The following is an 18,503-nucleotide window of genomic DNA, read 5'->3' as shown; positions in this document are numbered from 1 at the left end:
TTTACTATTTATTTATTTCGCCATAAATTAAAAAAGCCCTTTTAAAATATGAAAATTTTATGTAATTTTTGTAACAAAGTTCAGCCGCTACTCTTTAGAAACAAAAAAGTTGGTAAGAGTAAAATCTTACCAACCTTTTCACACCTTTATTCATCTTCTTCCAGGGTACGCCCTTCCTTTTCCGCCTCTTTTTTGGCTTTACGCCGCCTTTGCCACTCCACAAACCTGACAATTTGCGCGCTGAATTCGTAGAGCAAGTACATGGGCGTTGCCATCAAAAGCGGTGTCAGCATATCAGGGGTGGGCACAATGGCTGCGGAGATTATCACCGAAATCAAGATGGCGTATTTCCTGCTTTTAATCATGAATTTATAGGTTAAAAAGCCAAGTTTAGACAAAAAGAAGGCAGCCAAGGGCAATTCAAACACCAGTCCAAAGGGCATGAGGAACATTAAGGTGAAGGAAACATACTTGCCAATGGTAATCATTGGCAGCAGTTCTTCGCCCCCAAATCCTAACAGAAACTTCACACCCAGGCCATAGACGCCGAAAAAACCAAAGCCAATGCCGGCAATAAACAATATATATGATAGGGCGATAAATATTGTGAAGTAAATTCGCTCAATTTTATGCAGGGCCGGGATAATAAAGCCCCAAAACTGCCACAAAATCACCGGCAGTGCTGCCAAAAAACCGAGGAAAATAGAAATTAAAATTTTCGTAATCAGTGCCTCGGTAAGGCCGATATACACCATCTGGTTGCCGGTTCTGGTGACCGGATCTAACAATATCTCTAAGACACGATCTGCAAATACCAGGCATACCACTGCCATTATAAAGGTCGCAACGAATGAAATAATTATTACCCGTCTTAGCTCTTCTAGGTGTTCAACCACAGTCATATCTGTTTCATTTTTATTAGATATCGTTAACGACCCCCTTTCTGTCTTACAAGTAGTAAATGAATTTAGGCGCGATAGCGCTTATCGCCCCGCCGATATCCCTCCTTAAGAGCAAGCCTGTCGAAGTCGGCGGTGGCCAGATCTTCACAAAATAAGTCTACTTCAGCACAGTGCCGCTCGTCAACAGTTTTCAAGTAACTTTTACATTGTTCACAGAGGTAGAGCCTGTACTGCTTGTAATCATCAGCGGTAATAAAGGATAATTGAGAAGCATCGGTGGTGCCGCAAAAGGGACAGCCAACCCGGGCATAGCGCCATTCAGTTTCACAGCGCCCGCAGTGAAGCATTCTGACGCCGTACTTTCCCGCTAAACGCGACATTGAGGGACTGTCTCCACATACGGGACAATAGCCCTTGTTCCAGTTCTCCACCTTCAGTTGACTCAAAACCTGGGCTGCAAAACCTTTTAAAAAGGGCCTGGCCGTATTGAGCACCAAAAACTCCATCATTTCTTCCGATAAATTCAGTTTTTTGCGCCAGGATTCCTTTGCGGTATTATCATTGCTTATTATGGCAGCGGCCAAGGAAATCTTTTCTTCTTTAGTCATATTTGCAATTATGGACCCGGTATCAGCGGGGATAGTTTGGGGACCGATCTGCCATTTCCGGCAGGACTCAACTACCCTTTGTAGCATTTCATGAACCAGGTCTTCATCTGCCCGGACTTGTAATTCACTAAATACAGGAAGGCCCCGCTCCCATTTGTCCTTAACTCCCTGGGGGAGGTCTAACTTCCATTCCATGGAGTTAATCTTCTCCTCCACATCCTGCAGGTCAAGGTAAAAATTTGCCAGTTTGCTTTTATCCATCGGCATAAATTCCATTAGGGCAGCCCCCTTTATTGTAAAAGCTATATTATATAAGATTATCCTTGTATAGATATAAGAATTCATATTTTGCTATACATATCAAAGGCTTGCGCCTGGCCTCAAAAAGGCTGGGCGCAAGCCAAACTTCTGTCAGTTTATGCAGCTTTATGTTGTTCATCCTCGTGCTCTAATATGCGGAAGTTATCGCAGATGAAACAGTAAGCCAGCATACCGCCTGCCACTAAACCGATGGTAACCATCCACTCCATCCAGGAAGGGGCATATCCGGCTCCACTGTAACCGATCATGCCGGTTATTACCACGTTCATCCGGTTTATTATGACACCGATAGCTACCATGGCACCGGCGGTGGTTAAACCGGCCCTGGTTTTGCCCCAGGCGGTAAAGAAGATAACCAGCGGTATCAGCACACCCACTGCCATCTCCAAGATGAACATATTCGACTCCAGGCCGCCGGCAAACACATACTGCCAGGCATCCCGGCTGGTAAGGTCAAATATCTTCAGGGCCAAATACATGAGCATGACAGTGAAACCAATTCTCTGCAGGCTGCGCAAAATCTTAGTATCTATCCAGTGATTATAGGCCCTACCGGCTAAGGATGTTTCCACCGTAACCATGGCCGGGCCCACAAAGAAGGATGACATTAAGAAGAAGAGCCCAATATAGGGTGACCACCACAGCGGGTGCAATTTACCAACCTGTGTCAGGTACAGAGCGCCCAGTGAAGACTGGTGCAAGGTGGGTAAAAGCACACCGACAATTAACAGGAAGGGCATGGCCTTGGCAAAGAACTTGTGCAGGGGCTTTACCACCTTCTCGGTGGCGATTTCACCAAACTCAAGTACTTGCACAGTGGTATACAGCGATACGCACCAGAATACCTCGAACAGCACGGAGTGGTAACCCCAAGATACAAAGGGACGCCAGAAGTTGAACCACTGACCGATGTCCAGGAATAAACCAATCATTACCAACAGGTAGCCCAACAGTGATGTAAGCATGGCACTGCGAGCAATGGCATTAAACTTCTCAATATGCAAAATATGGGCAATGAGGGCAACGCTGTACCCGCCGCCGGCCAGGGCAACCCCTGTTAACACGTCAAAACCGATCCACAGACCCCAAGGCCACTCGTCATTAAGATTTGTTGCACTTCCTAACCCCGTCACTAAGCGGTAAACGGCAATGGCTGCAGCAAGCAGCGCCAATAAAAGCAGCAGCATTCTCACCGGGGTTATCCTAAAGCTCCATTTTTGAGCTGACATCATTCAACCCCCCTAGTATCAAAATAATCTGTTTTCTTTAACCGCATTAGGCTTTAAAGCCCTTATCCTTTTCAGCGGCCACATCCTTACGACGTTTGGTGTAGAAATACATGGCACTGAGCAAACCACCCCAGGCAACAATCACCGGTGGTGTATACTTTAAGAACTCGTGGGAATATTGTGGGATTGGACGCTCGGTTACATCGGCACGCAATCCCAATTCTTCAAAGGGCACATCGGAAATATACATCCAGGCAGTGCCACCGGCCTCTTTCTCGCCATACACATGCTTGATGTAGTTAGGATTACTGTTAATGCGGTTCCACGCCTCTTGAAGCATTTCTTCCCGTTCACCAAACATCAGTGCCTGGGTTGGGCAGGTGGAAACACAGGCGGGCGCCTGGCCATGCCCCACACGGTCGTATTTACCCTTGGGGTCAAAACAGAACTGGCACTTTGATACCAGCGGGAACACTTTGTCCCATTGATACTTCGGAACATTAAAGGGACAAGCCAACATACAGTAACGGCAACCCACACACAGGTGTGGATGATACACTGCTGCTCCGGTTTTAGGATCCCTTTGGAAGGCCCTGGAGAAACATGCTGATACACATCCCGGATCCAGGCAGTGCATGCACTGAAACTTAGTGGTGCGAATTACATCTTGATTATCCTTCTCAACAACCCGGTGGTAGACTGTGGTCCAAGTATAGCCGTTAGTCTTTGCCGGGTGACCCAAGTTATTATCAAACTCCGGTATACTTGAAGGCATGTCGTTCCATTGCTTACAGGCAGTTTGACAGGCCTTACAACCGATACATCTAGTTACATCAACCAGTACGCCTTTAGACATTATTAACACCTCCTAGGCCTTTCTGATATTGCACATAAATGCCTTATATTCCGGTATACTCGTGTTTGGATCCCCCACCGCCGAGGTAATATCATTGGCTATAGCCCCAGTGCCATAACCTTGATAACCCCAGTGCCAGGGCATTCCAACAAACTCAACTTCTTTACCGTCAATAATAAAGGGCTTGCAAATAGGCAATATCGAGGCCTTACACTTAATGCTGCCGCGTACTGTCTCAACTATAACTTCATCCCCCGGCTGAATGCCCTTTTCTGCAGCTAACTTAGGAGAAATGGTTACAAACATCCACGGGGCAATTTCCGCCAATGTAGGCATATGGCGGGTAACTGCACCGCTTTGATAGTGATCAACCAAACGGTGGGTGGTAGCAATAATGGGGTAGTCAGCATCCCCGATCTTAGCAAATTTAGCCCATTCTCCGCCAAGCACCACTGCGCAGGGGTTAACCTGTTGCTTTGATAGCAAATTATTAATGGGGCTTTCAAAGGGCTCGTAGTGTACCGGCATGGGCCCATCTACCATTCCTTCGGCAAAGAACCTGCCAATACCCTCAGGATTCATGATAAAGGGCGCCGCTCCCGATACCTGCGGCTCAACATTGACATTAAAGTCAGGAACGTCCCGGGAAATCCACTTGCTGCCGTCCCACTTAAACAGCGGCAAGTCAGGATCCCAAGGATTACCGTTTATATCTGCCGAGCAGCGATTATAGAGAATACGGCGATTTATGGGCCAACAATAAGAAAATTTTGAAAAATTGCCCAGGCCGTCATCTTCTAGGCTGCGTCTCTTACAATTGGGAACACCCTGTTCAGGGTCTATTGCATAGTAACCGGCAAAGAGCCAGTTGCCACAAGCGGTTGCACCGTCGTCAGTTAACTGACCAAAGGTGGTCAGCCGTTCGCCGGAGGAAACCAGGTAACCGTTAATTTCAACAGCCACCTTTTCAATATCCGGGTGTAGCGGATCGTCACTGGCGTAATCCCAATTCATATTTAAGATGGGATCGGGGAAGACGCCGCCCTTTTGATATTCCTTACGAATAGCTTTAAATAACTCGTCGGCTATCCACAAGTCACTCCTTGCCTCACCGGGTGGCTTTACGGCTTCATAGCGCCACTGAATCCAGCGTCCGCTATTGCTTACAGTACCTTCTTTTTCATAGGAGAAAGCGGCCGGTAAGAAGAAGCATTCAGTGTCTATGGTTGTGGGGTCAACGCCGGGAGCATGCCAATAGGCAGCAGTTTCCGTTTCAAACATGTCAACCACAACCATCCACTTCAGTTTTTCCATTGCCTTGCGCACCATTGCTCCGGAAGGGCTACCCACAGCGGGGTTCTGACCCCAGGCAATTAAACCTTCAATTTCGCCATTCAACATGTACTCGAAGCATTTAATATGGGTGCGGTTTTTACCGTCAACCTTTGGCAACCAATCAAAGCCGAAATCATTGGCCGCCGTGGCCTTATCACCGTAAAAGGCCTTTAAGAGGCTGATTAAAAACTTAGGCTTGTTCTGCCAGTAGCCTGAAGCCGGAGTCTCCACATCAATATAGTCCTGCAGTGTGGCATGTTTTGTGGCATCAGGCACTCCGAGATAGCCCGGCAGCAAATGGCTTAACATAGCCATGTCAGTGGAGCCTTGCACGTTTGACTCACCGCGCTGGGCGTTAACGCCGCCGCCGGGACGGCCCATGTTGCCCAAGAGCAACTGCAGCATGGCAATTGCACGGACGTTTTGGGAACCGTGGGTGGATTGGGTAATGCCCATGGCATAAATAACGTTGCCTACTTTATTGGCAGCCCCTGTGGAACAGTAGGTCTCACAGGCCTTGAGGAATACCTCCTCCGGTATGCCGGTAACGCTGCACACGGTTTTAACGTCATAAGGGGCCACATGTTCCTTCAATAACTGGAATACACAGTTGGGATGCTGCAGGGTGGGGTCTTTGCGAATGGTCTCCCCATCCTTTTGGTATTGCCAGGTGGTCTTGTCGTATTTGAATTTACCGTCAATCTCGCCGGCACCGGAAAAGAGCCCGTCCTTATAGCCAAATTCCGGGTTAATTAAATAACTGGCATTGGTATAGTTAACCACATACTCCCTGTGATAAAGGTTGTTTTTTATGGCATAGTTGATCATGCCCAGCAGAAAAGCAATATCGGTACCGGGACGAAGTCTCACATGCAGATCTGCATGGGAAGAAGACTTTGTTACCCGGGGATCTGCCACTATCAGCTTGGCACCTTTAGTGGCTTTTGCTATCCCAATCCACCGCATGGCCTGTGGGTGGGCCTCCGCTGCATTGGAGCCAATCATTAAAAATACATCAGAGTTTTTATAATCTATAAAGTGATTTGTCATTGCACCCCGTCCAAAAGTGTTGGCCAGACCGGCCACTGTGGAGGAGTGTCAGAGACGGGCGTGGTGTTCAATGTTTACAATGCCCAAGGCCCTAAACATTTTATGAAGCAAATAGTTTTCTTCGTTGTCCAGGGAAGCACTGCCCAGTGTATTTATGGCAGTTGTTCTGTTAACTGTAACACCCTTTTCGTCCTTTTCTTCAAAGGTTTTATCACGGGTTTCTTTAATTCTTTTGGCTACTTCACTCAATGCCTCATCCCAGCTAATCTCTTGCCACTGGGTGCTTCCGGGAGCACGGTAGAGAGGCTTGGTAATACGCTTGGGATTGATTGCTCTACTGCCCTCTTTATCTATAATATTATAAGCATCTATAATGGCATTTCCCTTGGTACAAAGTGTTCCTTGGTTAATTGGGTGATCGGGATCACCTTCTGCGAAAACAATAAACTGGTCATCATGGTATAACAATATTCCACAACCACATCCACAGTAAGCACAAACTGTATAGGTTTCTTTTAATTTTGTAATTTTTGTATTTAAACCACTGTTATCTATGGCCTGTGACTCTGCCGCCATTGCCGCCGGTGCGGCGAACAATGATAAGCCGGCAGTGCCCAGACCTATATTTCTAAGAAACTCGCGCCTGCTTAATTTACTCATATAAAATTCCAACCCCCCTCTGGATACCATCCTTAGGTTGCTATTTAGTATCGGTTACGTCAGTATCTTTATTGGGCTTTGCTTCAGCCTTCTGGGGATCATCCTTTTTAGGATCATCTCCCGCAGTGGCACTTTTAAATTCGCGTATTGATTTGCCTATGGCTTTGCCCACATCAGGTAGTTTACCGGGGCCAAAGATAATCAATACTACAATTAAGATCAGTAGGATATGCATTGGTTGAAGCAATCCTGTACCCATAATTCCCCCTCCTTTCAAAAATAAATTTAACCTGGTAACCTCGGTAAACTACGAAAAGCCGTTATAGTAGTTAAATATTCTTATAACAGCCAAATATTACCCGGATTTAATAATTTAATTACAGGACTTTGATATTAATCACTTCGCTGTCAGTTACCAAGTAATGTACCCTTTGGTCATGTTCCTCAATTATTTGAGACAGATCGTCTAACACTTGAAATTGATAACAGAGGGCTATAAAAACTGCGTCGGCTCTGCATCGGGACAAAAAACGATCGTAGTACCCCCCTCCATAACCCAGGCGGTTGCCTTTGGGGTCAAAGGCAACACCGGGCACCAGAACCACATCAATGTCACTATGCTTGACAGGCTTTACCGATGACGGCTTCGGTTCCAGTATACCATAGCAGCCAGGGACTAGATCGCTGTAAATATTTGTCACCAGAGAAGGTACCATAAGACGGTGTTCTTTATTAACACTTGGAATAGCCACTTTCTTCCCTTGATCCAGCATTTGTTTTACTATTTGCTCGGTGGCCACCTCGTTTCTGAAGGACATATAGGCCATTACCACTTGAGATTTTTGAAAAATCGGTAAAGCAAAGAGGTTAGTCTTTACTCTTTCACTATTGCACATAACCTCGCCCGGCGACATTGATTCTCTTCTTCTTAAAACTAATTTTCTTACTTCTACCTTATTCATGGGAAATCCTGCTTTGAAAAGTTCTATTTTTACAAAATTGTCTGTCAATATTTTTATAATATGCTGCCAGTAAAAAATATTCCCCCAAGCAGGGGGAAATATTATAATTACATTTTATAAACCTCTTGGCTGGGCATTAGGGTAACACCGTTATCCTGCAATACACGGATAGCTTGATCCACCTGTTCAACCCTAAATACCACCAGTGCCTTTTGGGGATTCTTTTGCACAAAAGCATATAAATACTCAATGTTTATGGCTGCCTGTTCCAGCAAACGCATTGCTTCACTTAAAGAACCCGGTTTATCATCCACTTCCACAGCCAGTACATCGGTGGTACTGACCACAAAACCGCCCTTTTTAAGTGCCGGAACGGCCTTTTCGGGGTCATCAACAATTAGTCTCAGTATACCAAAATCAGTGGTATCTGCTATGGAGAGCGCCCTAATATTAATACCGTTCTCTCCCAGCACCTCAGTTACCCGGGCCAGACGACCGCTCTTGTTTTCCAAGAAGACGGATATTTGTTGTACCTTCATTGTTTTCCCTCCCTTTTTATGGTGCATTATTCCATTAAACGTTTATCTATGATGCGCTTAGCCTTTCCTTCACTTCTGGGTATTGATTTAGGTTCCACCAGCTTTATTTTGGCCGAAATGCCTAAGACGCTAAGTATTCTGGCCCGAAGACGTTTTTCTAAGTCCTCTAAGCCCCGCACCTTGTCTGAAAACATTTTTTCGGAAACTTCCACCCTGATTTCCAAATCATCCATGCTACCCCTACGGTCAACCACCAGTAGGTAGTGGGGTTCTGTCTCGCCAAATTCCAATAAAACACTTTCCACTTGACTGGGGAAAACGTTTACGCCCCGAATGATAAGCATGTCATCGGTGCGTCCGGTGATCCGCTCCATCCGTATGTGGGTGCGGCCGCAGTCGCATTTGTCAGCATAAAGTACGGATATGTCCTTGGTGCGGTAACGCAGCACAGGAAAAGCATCCTTTGTTAAAGAGGTGAAAACCAATTCCCCCTTTTGGCCAAAAGGAAGCGGCTCCAGGGTATCGGGATCAATTATCTCCGGAATAAAATGGTCTTCAAAGACGTGTAGGCCGTTTTGGTGCAAGCACTCACAGGCAACCCCCGGGCCCAGCACCTCAGACAAGCCGTATATGTCAATGGCTTTAATATTCCATCTTTCCTCCAACTGTTTGCGCATGGCGTCAGACCATGGCTCCGCCCCGAATATACCAATTTTTAATTTTATGCGATCCCAGTCCACCCTGCCGGCATGGGCTTCTTCTGCCAAGAATAGGGCATAGGTTGGAGTACAGGTAAGCACAGTGGTACCAAAGTCTTGCATTAACATCAATTGCCGGTCGGTATTTCCGCCGGATATGGGCACCACGGTGGCACCCAATATTTCTGTACCGTAGTGAATACCTAAGCCGCCGGTAAACAGGCCATAGCCGTAGGCATTTTGTACCACATCCTTTGGGGAGGCTCCCACCATCTTTAGACAGCGAGCCACCAGATGACCCCAGGTTTCTAAATCCTCTTTTGTATAACCGACAACGATGGGCTTACCGGTTGTACCGCTTGACGCGTGTAAGCGAAGAACCTGCTCCATGGGTACCGCAAACATACCAAAGGGGTAGGTATCTCGCAAATCCTGCTTGGTGGTGAAGGGCAGGTGTTTTAAATCTTCCAAACTTTTTATGTCCCCGGGAAGAATGCCCTTTTCTTTAAAGCGCTCTTTATAAAAGGGCACCTGGTTATATAATCGCTCAACCAGCGCTTTGAGACGGGTAAACTGTAATTCCCTCAGTTCCTCCCGGGACATGGTTTCATACTTTTCTTGCCAATACATCCGCACTAACCTCCCTGCATATTTATGATACATAAATATGCTTTATTCAACACAAAGTATTTTGTTCCCTGCCCGGCCAAGGCAAAAGATTAAAAAAATCACCGGCTGCCGGCTGTGGCCGGCTGTAAACTACCTAATTTTGATCCCTATTGATCAGTGTTCGGACAAAAACCCACAAATTAACCCCTTTATTCTCAAGTTATACACAGACTTATCAACATTATCCACAACCAAACATCCACAAGACGGTGGGAAAATGTGAATTATATGTCAGTTATAAATATTAGTATTTATCTGCCCCTAAGCCAAGCCCCGGTACGGCGTTTAGGGTCAGGGGGGCAAAATCGCCCCGTAGGTATTTGTAGTAGCCTGCACAGGCAATCATGGCGGCGTTATCGGTACAGAGCACCGGCGGTGGGTAAGTTACTTGCATGTTATGCTGCCGGGCTGCCCCTTGCAGTTGCCTTCGCAGCTGACTGTTTGCCGCCACTCCCCCCGCTAACATCACCGTTTTTACCTTGTGTTTTTGGGCAGCAAGGACAGTTTTATCCACCAACACATCCACAACCGCCTGTTGAAAACCTGCTGCCAGATCGGCTTTGTCTACCTTTAAACCCTTTTGCCGTGCCCTATTTAAGTAATTTAGCACCGCAGACTTTAAACCGCTGAAACTAAAGTCTAAGCTGCCCTCCTCCAGGTAAGCCCTGGGCATGGCAATGGCTGCGGGGTCACCTTCCCGTGCCAATTTGTCTATTAGGGGCCCGCCGGGATAGCCTAGGCCCAATGCCCTGGCCACCTTGTCAAAGGCCTCGCCGGCAGCATCATCCCGGGTACGGCCCAGTAACCTGTAACTGCCGTGGCGCTCTATCAGCACCAGGTCAGAGTGGCCTCCCGATGCCACCAGGCACAGGGATGGGAATTCCAAATGGGGCCGGTGAAGAAAGTTGGCATAAATGTGCCCTTCAATATGATTGACGCCAATTAGGGGCAGCTGCAAACCATAGGCCATCGCTTTGGCTGCCGCCACACCCACCAGCAGGGCTCCCACCAGGCCTGGGCCGTAGGTCACCGCCACCGCATCTATTTCTTTATGGGTTATTTCCGCCTGCTGCAGGGCCTCCAGCACAACATGGTTAATCAGCTCCAAATGCTTGCGGGAGGCCACCTCAGGAACAACACCGCCAAATTTCCGGTGCAGCTCCACCTGGGAGGCAATAATGTTTGATTTGACGGTCACTCCGTCCACTATTACCGCAGCGGAAGTTTCGTCACAGGAAGTTTCAATACCCAGTATAGTTACACTCAATTTTTCAACCACCTAACTCTAAATTAACCTTGAACCAAGTCCTCTTTCCACATGATAATGGCATCTTCGTCATTATCGGTATAGTACTTTTTTCTTATACCCTTCCTTTTAAAGCCCAAGCCCTTATACAGACTTAAGGCCCTGGTGTTTGAAGGGCGCACTTCCAAGGTCATCCTTGTGGCACCCTTTGCCACCGCATGGGCCAAAAGGTTTAGCATGAGCCCCCGCCCCACCTTTTTGTTGCGAAAGTCCGGGTGCACCGCAATATTAGTCACATGGGCCTCATCCAGCACCAGCCACATGCCCGCATAGCCAATCACCCGCTGCCCTATTAAAGCCACAAGGTAGCAGCTAAAATTATTATGTAGTATTTCATATGAAAAGGCATGATGGGACCAGGGGGTTGAAAATGACAACTCCTCAATAACCAGCACACCCGGCAGGTGTTCTAATTTCATCTCAGTATAACTAATTTCCGCAGCCACATTTACCACCGGCTTTTTGTTTTTCAGCCCACTTCACCTCTGCCTCCGAGGGGCGAATGTACTCCGGCGTAACCTCCAGGGGGGAGGCCACCCTTTGCCTTTTATACATTTCCAAACCAAGTTCTGCCACCACTGCACCCCGGGGCAGGGCCACTGCCCTGGGAGCAAAAAATACTCTTTCACCCAGTTCCTGCAACAGTTGCTCCCGATATAGATCTATTCCGTCACCTAAAAACAAAACATCATCTGTCCATTTTTTTAGCTCTTCCATAAGCTCACCGCAGGAAACAGCCATGGGGCCGGCCAACCGCTCCAGTTCCCCCGGTCTTCCCCTGTAGACCGCCGCATAGACTTCATTTTTTCTGGCATTTAAAATGGGACAAATCAAACCCTTGTATCCCGCCAAGGAATAAGCCAGGGCATCTAAGGTGGGCACCGCCGCCACCGGTATATTCCATACTTGAGCCAGGGTTTTTGCGGTGGTCATGCCGATACGCAAACCGGTAAATGAACCCGGCCCGGCAGACACCGCAATACAAGCCAACTCTTCTTTATTTATACCGGCCTCCTCAATGGCTGCCTTTACCATTGGCAGTAAATTAACGGAGTGGGTTCGTTTATTATTGACAAACCTTTCAGACAGCACCTTTTTTTCATCTATCACTGCTACACCGGCCACCGGCGTAGCCGCTTCAATCCCCAGCACGTACAAGTTTTAACAACTCCTCAACTAATATATTATATCTTTTGCCCCAGGGAATAAACCTTAACAGGCGTTCATTATCCCCCCGTTTAATTATCTGCAGATCCAGCCTTTCAGCGGGCAAGGCTTCCTTCACCAGGTTGGCCCATTCCACCAAGGTCACCCCGTCACCGTAGAAATATTCCTCATAGCCCAGGTCGTCCATCTCATCGGGCCCCCCCAGCCGGTACACATCCATGTGATATAAGGGGATTCTGCCTTGATATTCGTTAATCAAGGTAAAAGTAGGACTGGTTACATGTTCGTTAACATTCAAACCCAGGGCCACCCCTTGGGATAAGGCAGTTTTCCCTGCTCCCAAATCCCCATACATGCATAAAATATCCCCCGGTTCAAATAATCTTCCCAGTAAAACCCCTACCTGCCTTGTCTCTTCCGCTGAATTTGTTGTTAATACATTCATCGCTAACATCCCTTACCTAAATAATTATTTCCCTAAGCTTCCATGCCACAGAGGATAATCCGGCCCTGGTCAATACTATGTTTATTATAAACAGAGCCGAGAAAAAATAACATACCAATAATACCACAGTGACGGCATCTATGGGAAAACCCCTTATAAATAATTATTAAAAGAGTACCCTATGGCACTCTTTTAACCAAAAGTATTTACTTGTAACAGGTTGGCCCTTACAAGGCGAAGGTATCACTGGTTTTTTCCTTTTCCCAGATAAATTCATCAATGGTTTTTCTAATATCCTCCACGTCAAAGGGTTTGGCCATACATTTAAAGGCCCCCTTTTGCATGGCCGTACTGAAGGAATCCTCTGTACTATTGGCAGTCATCATAATTACTTCTGTGTTAGGCAGCATAATTTTAATTTTACCCAGCGCCTCCAAACCATCCATTACCGGCATTCTTATATCCATGAACACCAAATCCGGCTTAAAATGACGAGCCTTTTCAAGGGCATCTAAACCATTTTCAGCGGTTTGGGTTTGATGACCGGTCTCTCGCAGGATAACCTCCATTAAGTATCTCAATCCGGGTTGGTCATCTACCACCAGTATTTTAAACTTATTCTTTTTCATAAGAAATACCTCCAACCCCCAGGCGTTTTATATATATACTGCTAATTGCCGGCTTTTTTCTAATTACCAATTAACTCTCTCCCCTTGTATATAAAGCTGTTCCACTTGACAGCGAATGTCATACAGTGGGTAATTCGTCACTATTAGGTCGGCATCCTTATTAGCCTCTATGCTTCCCAAACGGTCTTCTAAGCCCAATATTTCCGCGGCATTGATGGTTATGGCTTTAAGCATTTCCTCCTCAGGTAAGCCGGCCCGCAATGTCAGTGCTGCCGACAATGATAAGTAGTGGATTGGTACTTCCGGATGATCTGTCATAATAGCAAACTTTACTCCTGCGGCATGCAGTGCCGCAGCATTTTGGAGACTGACCCCCTGCAACTCCACCTTGGCGCGGTTGGTAATAATGGGCCCGATGACGACAGGTATATTGTTTTCAGCCAGTAAATCCGCCACCTTATAGCCCTCTGTGCAATGCTCAATGGTAATTTTAATATTGAATTCTTTGGCAATGCGGACAGCAGTGGCAATATCGTCGGCCCGGTGGGCATGTATCCTCAAGGGCAGTTTACCTTCAATAACAGGCACCAAAGCTTCTAATTTCAAGTTGCGTTCATTTGATTTTTTTTCTATAAAGTTAATTGTCTCTGCCAGGGCCCGGCGCAAGAGCAAGGCGTTTGCCATCCTGGTTATGGGGGCCTTTTTATCGCCACCATATACCCTTTTGGGGTTTTCCCCCAGGGCGGCCTTTATACCGGCCTTTTTCACCACCATTTTATCCACCAAATTACCGGCGGTTTTTAAAACCACCATTTCCCCACCAATGACATTGGCACTGCCCGGCCCGATGACCACAGTTGTAACCCCACCGGACAGGGCATCTGCAAAGGCGGCATCACCGGGGTTTATGGCATCTACGGCCCTTAATTCAGGGGTTACCGGATCACTGGTTTCGTTACCGTCGCTGCCTTCCACGCGGTATACCTCCTCAAATATTCCCAGGTGTGTGTGGGCATCAATTAAGCCCGGAAACACCTTCTTACCGGAAACATCTACAAGGGTACAGCCGGCCGGTATGGCAACCTTCTCACCCACCTCTATAATTTTGCCCCCGTCTATCAATACAGTGCCATTTTCTATCACCCCGTTGGTAACGGTATAAACAGTACCCCCAACTAAAGCCTGCATAAAAGCTTATCACTCCAGACATTCTTAATTCGGCTTTGCAATATTCGACAATACTTTTCATTAACCTTAGTAATTTTTTTCAATGTCAATTTGCAGTTTCAAAAGCCTATATTCGCTAGTTTTGTCCAAATTCCTCCTTGTTGATAAATATTTTAGATTTTTCTTGTTTTTCGTTAATTATCGACACATTTCTCTTGTATGTGATTATTTTCACATTTAGGTTTATTATATATATCCTTTGTAAGTTTTTTCATTTCCGTGCCACCCTAGCGGACTCCACAAGACTTTCAAACAAGGCCAGTGCTTTAGCATCGGTTTTCCACATTGTTTCGGGATGGTACTGTACGCCCACAATAAATTTATTATTATCTTGATCTTCTATGGCCTCTACCACTCCATCGGGGGCATAGGCGGATATTTTAAACCGGTCACCTATTTTTCCTATCATTTGGTGGTGATAACTGTTTACCTTTACCGGAGCCCTACCAATTATCTTTTCTAGCCTTGTGCCTTCAACCGGTGTAAGGGTGTGGGTGGGGTACCAACGGGGAGCCTGTTGAAAGTGTTTTATGGGGTTTTTTATTTGGTTAGTTATATCTTGGCAAACAGTTCCGCCGGCAGCCACATTAAGCACCTGCATTCCGCGGCAAATACCAAGCAGGGGTATATTCCTGTCCATTGCCCGTCGGGCCAGTTCCAGCTCAAAACCGTCCCGGTAAGGGCATATTTCTCCATTGGCAGCTTGCGGCTCTTCACCAAAAAGAAGGGGATCTATATCCCCTCCGCCCGGCAAAATCACTGCCCTGCAAAATTCTAACATATCATCTATATCACTGCTTTTATTTAGCACCGGCAGCACCACCGCAATACCCCCGGCAGCCATTACCGCCTCCACATACGGTTTATTAAGCCATAGGCGGCCAAGGGGTTCATCATAGCAGCAGCTGATGCCTATTATCGGTTTAAGCAAATTAAGCACCTCTCTTCGCTCTTTTAGGCTTATCCTTCGGCAGCAATGGGTCACCGCGACCCCTGCCTATGCCTTTAACATATCCTTGTCTTGCCGGAAAATAAAAAACAACGCAAATTTGCGCTGTTCCTATTCTATCTATAGCTCAATTAAACCCAAACTTATTTCAATGGCCCTGGCAACCTCTGCCATCAATTCATCATTTAATGAACTCACTCGCTGCTGCAGCCTGCTTTTATCAATGGTACGCAGTTGTTCAAGCAGTACCACAGAATCCTTGTTTAATCCACTTACAGCCCCGCTAATTTCCACATGTGTGGGCAGTTTGGCTTTGGCAATTTGAGAGGTAATGGCTGCCACAATGGTGGTGGGGCTGTACTGGTTGCCAATATCATTTTGTAAAATCAGCACCGGTCGAGTACCGCCTTGTTCAGAACCTACCACCGGGCTTAAATCGGCATAGAAAATGTCCCCCCGCTTCATGTGCATTTAGTTACCCTCCGCAGCGGGCAGGTACTCGTCGGCTTCCGCTTCCAGCCTAGCTTGTTCCAAGGCCAACTGCAGGTTTATGTTAGCCATTTCCATATAGCCAATTTTCATTTGTTCCCTTAAGTACCAACGCTTTCTTTCCCTAATGTAGGCCGACATTGCTTTACGCACCAACTCCGCCCGATCAATGTCTTCCTTTTGGGCCAGCCCGTCTATTTCATTTACCAGATTGTCGGGTAAGCACACCTCTATTTTTTTGTAATCCACCCAACATACCCCCTTAGTACCAAAACATCTATGGTATTAATTATATACACAAAAGTAAATTTTATGATACCGCCTTTAGCCGTCCTTAGCAGCTATTGATTTGCGGGAAAGGGTAATTTTGCCGGTGCGGACCATTTCTACAATACCATGGTCACGCAACACCTCACAGAGGGCATCAATTTTCTGCTCGTCCCCGGTCAACTCGATCACCATTGTTTCACGGCTTACATCTACAATTTTAGCCCGGAATATTTCAACTATATCCACTATGTCCGATCTTTTATCGGGGTTGGCCCGCACCTTAATCAGGGCCAGTTCACGATTAATGGCGTCCGGACCCTCTATACGCAAAATTTTAATTACATCAACCAGTTTAGACAACTGCTTCATCACCTGGTCCAGCACCTGCTCATCCCCCTTCACCACCACCGTAATACGGGTGATATCGGGGTCTTCCGTTAAACCGGCGGCTATGCTTTCTATGTTGAACATCCGCCGGGACAGCAGTCCGGAAATCCGTGCCAGTACACCTGGCCTGTTAATAACCAAAACCGCAAGACTATACTTCATGGTTACACCTGCCTGTAGGGTTTTAGCCTTCATTATTCTTGTCTACATTCAGTGTATATTTTATCATACCATAGATAACTTTGCTATACAGAATACCTGACACTTACACCCAAAAGCCATATTCCCTTAATTTATCGGGTTTTTCCACCACTATGGCCCCGTCTCGGCCGGTAGATATTATGCCGTCTTTTTTAAGCTTGGAAATGGCATTGGTTATAGACACCCGGTGAGCGCCGGCGATGGAGGCCAGTTCCTGTTGGGTAATGGTTGCCTTAATGGCCTTATTCTTGTCATTGTCATCCCGGGACTCCAGCCAGAGGCAGTATAATAAACGGGAGAGCTTTTCTGTGGTGTTGCGAAAGGCCAAGTCTTCTATTTGGTGGGCCAGTATGCGGGCTTTAATGCTCAATGACCTGATCAACAGCTGGGATAAACCGGTGCGGGAGAGAATTTCCTCCCGATATTTACTGCTGATCTCCGTCACCTCCACATTTTCCATGGCCATGGCATTGTAAATGGTAGGCTGGTTGTGAAAATATGCTTCCTCACCCACAAAGCAGCCTGCGGCGGCATAAATAACCGGTTTTTCTGTACCTTCTACACTCAACATATAGTAGCGAATCATGCCTTTATGGAGAAAGTACATTTTTTCACCCCTGCTGCCCATGGTTATAATTAAGGTTCCCTTAGCATAACACTTTTTTACGCCAATACTATCTATAAAAGACCGGTCATCTGCACTTATACTTTCCGGCTCAAATAGCAGGGATTTAACCCAAGGGGAAGTGGATAGAAATACCTTATCATCCTCCATATTATCCCTCCATAAAAAAATATTTTCAACTCTTGTAGTATCTCTAAATTACGGGCAGCTTATAATTGTATCAATATATATATCACAGAAAGGCAAAAGAGAAACCTTTTCAGGCAGTTCCCCAGTGGTTTTCCGTAATCTATTTTAAATGGGGCCTTTGACGGGCCGCAGAAGTAAAGTATTCCCTTCACATACTTTTTTGTATGCGGTAATATGACCCTGTCTTTAAGATGATTTTAACATAAATATAGCACCTGTGCAGGTGATTGGGACCAGGTCTGAAGTTAATTGTTTAGATATCTTCAATTACATATGTATCTGGGGTTACATATGTTGCAGTGCCTATCCTATATAATATGTTATTGTAAACAATACTTAATTTGGGAGGGGGGGAAATGGAGATTAATATAGATAGCACCTTCACATATTCAGAATTAATTGCATTGGAAAAAGTACTGCCACTTATTAAGGAATTAATTCCTATGGATTGTCTCCTGCTGCTCACTGACACAGAAAAATTTCTGGCCTATATACCCGGAAAAGAGGTATCCTTGGGTGATAATGTGGTGGGCACAAAAATACCAAAAGCATCGGCTGCTGCAAAGGTCATTAGCACCGGCGAAACAATTCGTTCCATCAGGCCCAGCGGGGCTTATGGCACGGCCTTTAAAGCCAACGCAGTGCCCATCAAGAACAGCCAAGGGGAAGTTATTGGTGTTATAAACTTGGGAATTAGTTTGAAAAACCAAGAGGCCCTAACAGAGGTGGCCCAAACCTTATCGTCCTCATCACAGCAGGTTTTGGCCGTTACTGAAGAACTGGCCACTTC

The 18,503-nt window shown here is 46.3% G+C and carries 21 protein-coding genes; 1 reads left to right on the top strand and 20 read right to left on the bottom strand.

The features are described 5' to 3' along the window. Window positions 1-146: 146 nt before the first annotated feature. The 20 genes from tatC to BR02_RS0113385 form a co-directional block, all read right to left on the bottom strand. Window positions 147-902: a twin-arginine translocase subunit TatC gene (tatC, locus tag BR02_RS0113495; protein ID WP_031517946.1), complete on the bottom strand. Its 756-nt coding sequence runs from the start codon at window positions 900-902 to the stop codon at window positions 147-149. A 65-nt stretch (window positions 903-967) separates the two neighbouring features. Beyond that, window positions 968-1,786 carry a formate dehydrogenase accessory protein FdhE gene (locus BR02_RS0113490; RefSeq protein ID WP_031517945.1) on the bottom strand — a complete coding sequence of 273 codons (819 nt, stop codon included), beginning with the start codon at window positions 1,784-1,786 and terminating at the stop codon, window positions 968-970. Window positions 1,787-1,926: 140 nt separating this feature from the next. After that, the gene (gene nrfD, locus BR02_RS0113485) at window positions 1,927-3,063 is read right to left on the bottom strand and encodes an NrfD/PsrC family molybdoenzyme membrane anchor subunit (protein ID WP_031517944.1); all 1,137 of its coding nucleotides are present in this window, start codon (window positions 3,061-3,063) and stop codon (window positions 1,927-1,929) included. A 43-nt stretch (window positions 3,064-3,106) separates the two neighbouring features. After that, on the bottom strand, window positions 3,107-3,916 hold the full coding sequence (locus BR02_RS0113480; RefSeq protein ID WP_031517943.1) for a 4Fe-4S dicluster domain-containing protein: 810 nt from the start codon (window positions 3,914-3,916) through the stop codon (window positions 3,107-3,109). 12 nt (window positions 3,917-3,928) lie between these two features. Then, window positions 3,929-6,961: a formate dehydrogenase-N subunit alpha gene (gene fdnG / locus BR02_RS0113475; protein WP_084171059.1), complete on the bottom strand. Its 3,033-nt coding sequence runs from the start codon at window positions 6,959-6,961 to the stop codon at window positions 3,929-3,931. 40 nt (window positions 6,962-7,001) lie between these two features. Continuing rightward, window positions 7,002-7,220 carry a twin-arginine translocase TatA/TatE family subunit gene (gene tatA / locus BR02_RS0113465; RefSeq protein ID WP_031517937.1) on the bottom strand — a complete coding sequence of 73 codons (219 nt, stop codon included), beginning with the start codon at window positions 7,218-7,220 and terminating at the stop codon, window positions 7,002-7,004. A gap of 118 nt (window positions 7,221-7,338) precedes the next feature. Beyond that, window positions 7,339-7,971, bottom strand: a complete 633-nt coding sequence (locus BR02_RS0113460; RefSeq protein WP_051688334.1) for a 5-formyltetrahydrofolate cyclo-ligase — start codon at window positions 7,969-7,971, stop codon at window positions 7,339-7,341. A 59-nt stretch (window positions 7,972-8,030) separates the two neighbouring features. Then, window positions 8,031-8,462, bottom strand: a complete 432-nt coding sequence (locus BR02_RS0113455) for an ACT domain-containing protein (RefSeq protein WP_031517933.1) — start codon at window positions 8,460-8,462, stop codon at window positions 8,031-8,033. 26 nt (window positions 8,463-8,488) lie between these two features. After that, complete coding sequence (locus tag BR02_RS0113450; protein WP_031517931.1) at window positions 8,489-9,790, bottom strand: phenylacetate--CoA ligase family protein; 1,302 nt, start codon at window positions 9,788-9,790, stop codon at window positions 8,489-8,491. Window positions 9,791-10,073: 283 nt separating this feature from the next. Then, on the bottom strand, window positions 10,074-11,096 hold the full coding sequence (gene tsaD / locus BR02_RS0113445) for a tRNA (adenosine(37)-N6)-threonylcarbamoyltransferase complex transferase subunit TsaD (RefSeq protein ID WP_031517929.1): 1,023 nt from the start codon (window positions 11,094-11,096) through the stop codon (window positions 10,074-10,076). A gap of 23 nt (window positions 11,097-11,119) precedes the next feature. Continuing rightward, a complete protein-coding gene (rimI, locus tag BR02_RS0113440; protein WP_031517927.1) occupies window positions 11,120-11,554 on the bottom strand; it encodes a ribosomal protein S18-alanine N-acetyltransferase in 435 nt (144 codons plus the stop codon). A 10-nt stretch (window positions 11,555-11,564) separates the two neighbouring features. Then, entirely contained in the window at window positions 11,565-12,287 is a 723-nt protein-coding gene (gene tsaB / locus BR02_RS0113435) for a tRNA (adenosine(37)-N6)-threonylcarbamoyltransferase complex dimerization subunit type 1 TsaB (RefSeq protein ID WP_337999146.1), read from the bottom strand. Next, a complete protein-coding gene (gene tsaE / locus BR02_RS0113430) occupies window positions 12,274-12,756 on the bottom strand; it encodes a tRNA (adenosine(37)-N6)-threonylcarbamoyltransferase complex ATPase subunit type 1 TsaE (RefSeq protein WP_031517923.1) in 483 nt (160 codons plus the stop codon). Before tsaE ends, tsaB begins: the two co-directional genes overlap by 14 nt. Before the next feature lie 218 nt (window positions 12,757-12,974). Then, window positions 12,975-13,376, bottom strand: coding sequence for a response regulator (locus BR02_RS0113425; RefSeq protein WP_031517921.1), 402 nt, complete (start codon window positions 13,374-13,376; stop codon window positions 12,975-12,977). Between the two features lie 63 nt (window positions 13,377-13,439). Beyond that, window positions 13,440-14,564 (bottom strand): amidohydrolase, encoded by a 1,125-nt coding sequence (locus BR02_RS0113415; protein WP_031517919.1) that lies wholly within the window; start codon window positions 14,562-14,564, stop codon window positions 13,440-13,442. A gap of 250 nt (window positions 14,565-14,814) precedes the next feature. Further along, window positions 14,815-15,534, bottom strand: a complete 720-nt coding sequence (locus BR02_RS0113405; protein ID WP_031517918.1) for a gamma-glutamyl-gamma-aminobutyrate hydrolase family protein — start codon at window positions 15,532-15,534, stop codon at window positions 14,815-14,817. Between the two features lie 138 nt (window positions 15,535-15,672). Then, on the bottom strand, window positions 15,673-16,023 hold the full coding sequence (locus BR02_RS0113400) for a type II toxin-antitoxin system PemK/MazF family toxin (RefSeq protein WP_031517916.1): 351 nt from the start codon (window positions 16,021-16,023) through the stop codon (window positions 15,673-15,675). Further along, window positions 16,024-16,290 (bottom strand): CopG family ribbon-helix-helix protein, encoded by a 267-nt coding sequence (locus BR02_RS0113395; RefSeq protein WP_031517914.1) that lies wholly within the window; start codon window positions 16,288-16,290, stop codon window positions 16,024-16,026. Between the two features lie 75 nt (window positions 16,291-16,365). Then, entirely contained in the window at window positions 16,366-16,860 is a 495-nt protein-coding gene (gene ilvN / locus BR02_RS0113390) for an acetolactate synthase small subunit (protein ID WP_031517912.1), read from the bottom strand. A 103-nt stretch (window positions 16,861-16,963) separates the two neighbouring features. Further along, window positions 16,964-17,674, bottom strand: a complete 711-nt coding sequence (locus BR02_RS0113385) for a Crp/Fnr family transcriptional regulator (protein ID WP_031517910.1) — start codon at window positions 17,672-17,674, stop codon at window positions 16,964-16,966. A 395-nt stretch (window positions 17,675-18,069) separates the two neighbouring features. On the opposite strand from BR02_RS0113385, the gene BR02_RS15705 reads away from it, so the two are divergent. Next, on the top strand, window positions 18,070-18,503 hold a 434-nt coding region (locus BR02_RS15705), incomplete at its 3' end, for a histidine kinase N-terminal domain-containing protein (protein ID WP_207641039.1).

Source organism: Desulfofalx alkaliphila DSM 12257, assembly GCF_000711975.1.
Taxonomy (GTDB): Bacteria; Bacillota; Desulfotomaculia; order Desulfotomaculales; family Desulfohalotomaculaceae; genus Desulfofalx; species Desulfofalx alkaliphila.
This window is presented reverse-complemented; position numbering and strand designations above follow the sequence as displayed.